3 protein-coding genes and 2 pseudogenes are annotated in these 5,011 nt (G+C 68.6%); 3 read left to right on the top strand and 2 right to left on the bottom strand.

The features are described 5' to 3' along the window. Positions 1-191 precede the first annotated feature (191 nt). A pseudogene (locus WBF82_RS07860) lies at positions 192-805 on the top strand (GNAT family N-acetyltransferase). Between the two features lie 6 nt (positions 806-811). Here WBF82_RS07860 and WBF82_RS07855 read toward each other — a convergent pair. Next, complete coding sequence (locus tag WBF82_RS07855) at positions 812-1,351, bottom strand: pullulanase (RefSeq protein ID WP_424382485.1); 540 nt, start codon at positions 1,349-1,351, stop codon at positions 812-814. Between the two features lie 23 nt (positions 1,352-1,374). Beyond that, positions 1,375-2,865 (bottom strand): CCA tRNA nucleotidyltransferase, encoded by a 1,491-nt coding sequence (locus WBF82_RS07850; RefSeq protein WP_424382484.1) that lies wholly within the window; start codon positions 2,863-2,865, stop codon positions 1,375-1,377. 96 nt (positions 2,866-2,961) lie between these two features. Between WBF82_RS07850 and WBF82_RS07845 the strand changes: the two genes are divergently transcribed. Together WBF82_RS07845 and WBF82_RS07840 are read left to right on the top strand one after the other, a co-directional pair. Beyond that, complete coding sequence (locus WBF82_RS07845; protein WP_424382483.1) at positions 2,962-3,711, top strand: NUDIX hydrolase; 750 nt, start codon at positions 2,962-2,964, stop codon at positions 3,709-3,711. Between the two features lie 80 nt (positions 3,712-3,791). Further along, positions 3,792-5,011, top strand: a pseudogene (locus WBF82_RS07840) (hypothetical protein); the annotation flags it as partial.

Here is a 5,011-nt window from a genome sequence, read left to right as displayed (position 1 = left end):
ACCGAGGGTGACGATGCGCAGCACTGGCTGCAGATCGCCCAGGCCTTCGCGGGGCCGCCGGGCGTCGGTCGATGAGCGCGGAACGCGCGAAGAGAGCCGCGCCCACTAGCCGGAGCGTCGGTCGATGAGCGCGGAACGCGCGAAGAGAGCCGCGCCCCTTAGCCGAAGCGCGGGGCGGTAACGGGGTCGACATGACTGAAACTGTCTCGATCCTGCCCCGCGAGCTGACCGAAGGGCTTACCGACGAAGTCCGCAACGCCCCTCCGCCGCCCCCGCCGATACTGACCGAGCCCTACGCACTGCGCCTCGTCGATCCGGACACCGACGCCGCGATGATCGCCGCGTGGATGAGCATGCCGCATCTGATCGAGACGTGGGAGTCGGCGTGGCCGGTGGAGCGCTGGCGCAAATACCTGCAGGCCCAGCTCGAGGGCAACTACTCCCCGCCCTTCGTCGGCTGTTTGCATGACCAACCCGGCGGCTACGTCGAGGTGTACCGCGCGGCAAAGGATTCCATCGCGACCCGATATCAGGCCGACGCCAACGACATTGGCGTGCACGCGGCCATCGCCGATCTGGCGCTGGCAACAAGGGCCTTGGTCCGTTTCTGCTGCCGCGCATCGTGGTCAGCATCTTCGAGCTCGAACCCCGTTGTCGCCGAATCCTGTTCGACCCCGACCATCGGAACGCCAAGGCGCGGCGGGTGTGCGAACTCGCCGGCTGCACATTCCTCGGCGAGCACGACATGAGCAATCGCCGGATGGCGCTCTACGCGCTACCCCGGCCGGAAGACTCCGCGACGTAGCGGTATCTACGGTTTCGGCTGTACCGCGCTGGCCGCGTCGGCGGTGCCGTCACCGTCGGTATCAGTCAGCCTGATGTCCCATCGCCCGTCGCCGTCGATATCGACGTAGCCCGTCACGCCGTGCTCGTCGGCTTCGATTACCCTGTCGGCCAACCCATTTCCGTCGCTGTCGAGCAGCCGGTCATCGGCTTGGCCGTCGCCGTCGAAGTCCACAAGCGGACCGCCGGTGTGCTCGACGCCGTCGAGCCCTACCCACCGGAGTTGCTGGCCCGCTCGCGGCGGACTCACCGCCACCGCCCAGGTCCCGGACCCGTCGTCGGTGAAGTAGCGTGCAGCGGTGCTCCCAAGGCCCCCGTTGTCGAGATCAAGCACCGCATGGTCGACGATGCCGTCGCCGTCGAAATCGGCCAAGGCGTCATCGGCCAGGCCGTCGCCGTCGAAATCCAGACCCACCGCATCCAGCCGGCCGTCACCGTCCAGATCGAGATCCGGGGCGCGCTCCCACATCGTTGCCGTGCCGTCGCCGTCGTCCAAGCAATACTCCATGCCAATCGGACGCCGCCGGGGCGCTACTGGTTCCCGCGGGATCTCCACCAGGTCATCAGCTCGGCCGTCGCCTCATCGCGAGTCAGCGGACCACGGTCCAACCGCAGTTCTTTGAGGTAATTCCACGCCTGGCCCACCTGCGGGCCCGGCGGAATGCCCAGCAGTTCCATGATCTCGTTGCCGTCCAAATCGGGACGAACCCGCTGCAGATCCTCCTGGGCAGCCAGCTCGGCGATCCGCGCCTCCAGGCTGTCGTAATTGGCCTGCAGACGGGCGGCTCGGCGCCGATTGCGGGTAGTGCAGTCGGCCCGCACCAACTTGTGCAGCCGCGGCAGTAACGGCCCCGCGTCGGTGACATAGCGACGCACCGCCGAGTCGGTCCACCGGCCCTCGCCGTAACCGTGGAACCGCAGATGCAAGTACACCAGCTGCGATATGTCGTCGACCATCTGTTTGGAATATTTCAACGCCCGCAACCGCTTTCGGGCCATCTTGGCGCCGACCACCTCGTGGTGGTGGAAGCTGACGCCGCCGTCGGGCTCGTGCTTGCGGGTGGCCGGCTTGCCGATGTCGTGTAGCAGCGCCGCCCAGCGCAACACCAAATCAGGGTCGTCGTCTTCCAAGGCGATCGCCTGGCGCAGCACGGTCAGCGAATGCTGGTAGACGTCTTTGTGCTGGTGGTGCTCGTCGATCGCCATTTTCATGCCGCCGACCTCGGGCAGCACGACTTCGCCCATCCCGGTCTGCACCATCAGGTCGATACCCGCCAGCGGGTCATCGCCCAGCAGCAGCTTGTCCAGCTCGGCCGCCACCCGCTCGGCGGTGATTCGCGCCAGCTCCGGCGCCATCTCCTCGATCGCCGCGCGCACCCGCGGGGCAACTGCAAAACCGAGTTGCGAGACGAAACGCGCGGCGCGCAGCATCCGCAGCGGGTCGTCGCCGAACGACTCCGACGGGGTCGCCGGGGTGTCCAGCACGCCTGCGCGCAGCGCGGCCAAACCGCCTAGCGGGTCGATGAATTCGCCGGGCCCGGCGGCCGTGACGCGCACCGCCATCGCGTTCACGGTGAAGTCGCGGCGCACCAGATCGTCGTCCAGCGAGTCGCCGAATCGCACTTCTGGATTGCGCGACACCCGGTCATAGCGGTCGGCCCGGAAAGTGGTGATCTCCAGCCGATGTTCGGCCTTGCCGACGCCGACGGTGCCGAACTCGATACCGGTGTCCCACGACGCGTCTGCCCACCCTCGCAGCAACTTCTGCACCTGCTCTGGCCGGGCGTTGGTGGTGAAGTCCAGATCGGGGCTCAGCCGGCCCATCAGCGCATCCCGTACCGACCCGCCCACCAGATACAACTCGTGGCCGGAGGCGGCGAACATCGCGCCGAGCTCGCCCAGCACGTCGGCGTGCCTGTTCAAGGCAACCGCGGCGGCGGTCAGCAGATCGGCATCGTCGGTGGTTTCCGGCACGTTCGATGAGAATAGTCCGGTTCCGGCCCGGCTCGTTCCAGCCCGCATCGTCGCCTTACGCGATGAGGCTGATCTACCGTCGGGCAGCACACGACCGGCGAGTGCGCCGGGGAGCGTCTTAGCACGCCAGCTACTATCGCTTGGGTGTCGGAAGGCGAAAATGCGCAACCGCGTCGACGCCGGGGGAGGCGTCGTGGTCGGCGCGGCGCCGGGTCCGGCCGCAGCCAAACCGACAAAGCCGCGATCGATGGCGGCACGCCAGCCGCCGGTGAAAAGCCCACCCGGTCCCGGCCCACCCGCCGCGCCCCTGAACGACTCCGCACTGTGCACGAAACATCGGCCGGCGGACTGGTGATCGACAACATCGACAGACCCCGCGAAGAGCAGGTCGCCGCGCTGATCGGCCGCGTCGACCGCCGCGGTCGGATGCTGTGGTCATTGCCGAAAGGACACATCGAGCTCGGGGAGACGGCCGAGCAGACCGCGATCCGCGAGGTCGCCGAGGAAACCGGGATTCAAGGCAGCGTGTTGGCGGCGCTCGGTCGAATCGACTACTGGTTCGTCACCGACGGACGGCGAGTGCACAAGACCGTGCACCACTATTTAATGCGCTGCTCGGGTGGAGAGCTGTGCGACGAGGACGTGGAGGTCGCCGAGGTGGCCTGGGTGCCGATCCCCGAGTTGCCGTCTCGGCTGGCCTACGCCGACGAACGCAAACTGGCCGAGGTGGCCGACGAGCTGATCGACAAGTTGCAGACCGACGGCCTGGCCGCGCTGCCGCCACTTCCGCCCACGTCGCCGCGGCGGCGTCCGCAAACTCACTCGCGCACCCGCAACCGTCGGCCCGACGAGTCGGTGCGAGGCCGGAAGAACGGTCGCGGTCCAGGGCCGTGACCCGCTCGCGGCTGTTACAAGTGGCGACCCGCTGCGCCCGGCTTCGCCGCCCTTGCGATCGCCACGGGCAGGCCGCCATCGTGCGCCTTGCCGTCGTGGTCGGCATCCTGACTGGTTTAGGAGCCGCGCTCACACTTCCCATCGCCGCGCCGCGCGCCGCCGCGGGCGAGCCCGGCGCAACTCCGTTTGTCCAGGTCCGGATCGACCAGGTGACCCCGCAGGTGGTCACCACCACCAGCGAGCCCGTCGTCACCGTCAGCGGCACCGTGACCAACGTCGGAGACCGTCCGGTCCGCGACGTGATGGTCCGCCTCGAGCACGCCCCCGCGGTGAACATGTCGGCGGGGCTGCGTACCAGCCTCGACGGCAGCACCGACCAATACGAGGCGGTTGGCGACTTCCTGACGGTGTCCGGTGAGCTGCAACGTGGCCAGAAGGCTTCCTTCACGTTGTCCGTCCCGGTTCGTTCGTCGACCAAACCCTCGCTGGCGATCGGCAAGCCCGGCGTGTACCCGCTGCTGGTCAACGTCAACGGAACCCCGGACTACGGCGATCCGGCACGACTCGACAACGCCCGGTTCCTGCTGCCGGTGGCGGGAGTACCGCCGGATCCGCTCGACAGCTCCGGCCAAGCATTAGGCGCCATGGGCGCCATGATCGCGCCCGACACCTCCAAACCCGTGCCGATCACCATGCTGTGGCCGCTGGCCGACCGGCCACGGCTGGCGCCCGGCGCACCCGGCGGCACGATACCGGTGCGGTTGATTGACGACGAGCTGGCCACCTCGCTGGGCACCGGCGGGCGGCTGGACATCTTGCTGACGGCGGCCGAGTTCGCGACCAGTCGCGAGGTCGACCCCGACGGCGCGGTCGGTCGCTCGCTGTGCGTAGCGGTCGACCCGGACCTTCTGGTCACCGTCAACGCGATGACCGGCGGTTATGTGGTGTCCGATGCTCCCGACGGCGCCGCCGAAAAGCCCGGCACGCCGACGCGCCCGGGGACCGGGCAAGCCGCGGCGACGAGCTGGTTGAACCGATTGCGCGCACTGGCCCACCGGACGTGTGTGGCGCCGCTGCCATATGCCCAGGCCGACCTCGATGCGGTGCAACGCGTCGGCGATGCCGGGCTCAGCGCGGTCGCCACCAGCTCGGCCGGCGACGTCGTCGACCAAATCCTGGGCGTCACCGCGGTCCGCGGCGCCACCCTCATCCCCGACGGCTCGTTGACCCCCCGCATCGTGAACCTGTTGAGTGCCAACGGCGACAGCGGCGTCGTGATCGCTGCCGCCGACTCCTCCGC

It is taken from the genome of Mycobacterium sp., from assembly GCF_049673265.1.
Classification (GTDB): domain Bacteria; phylum Actinomycetota; class Actinomycetes; order Mycobacteriales; family Mycobacteriaceae; genus Mycobacterium.
Note: the sequence above shows the minus strand (reverse complement) of the source record. Positions and strands in the feature narration are given on the sequence as shown.

What these genes read in the sequence shown, in the direction of transcription:
- WBF82_RS07855 (WP_424382485.1), bottom strand. Translation starts at nt 1,351, where the DNA reads ATGGAGTATTGCTTGGACGACGGCGACGGCACGGCAACGATGTGGGAG.
- WBF82_RS07850 (WP_424382484.1), bottom strand. Translation starts at nt 2,865, where the DNA reads ATGCGGGCTGGAACGAGCCGGGCCGGAACCGGACTATTCTCATCGAAC.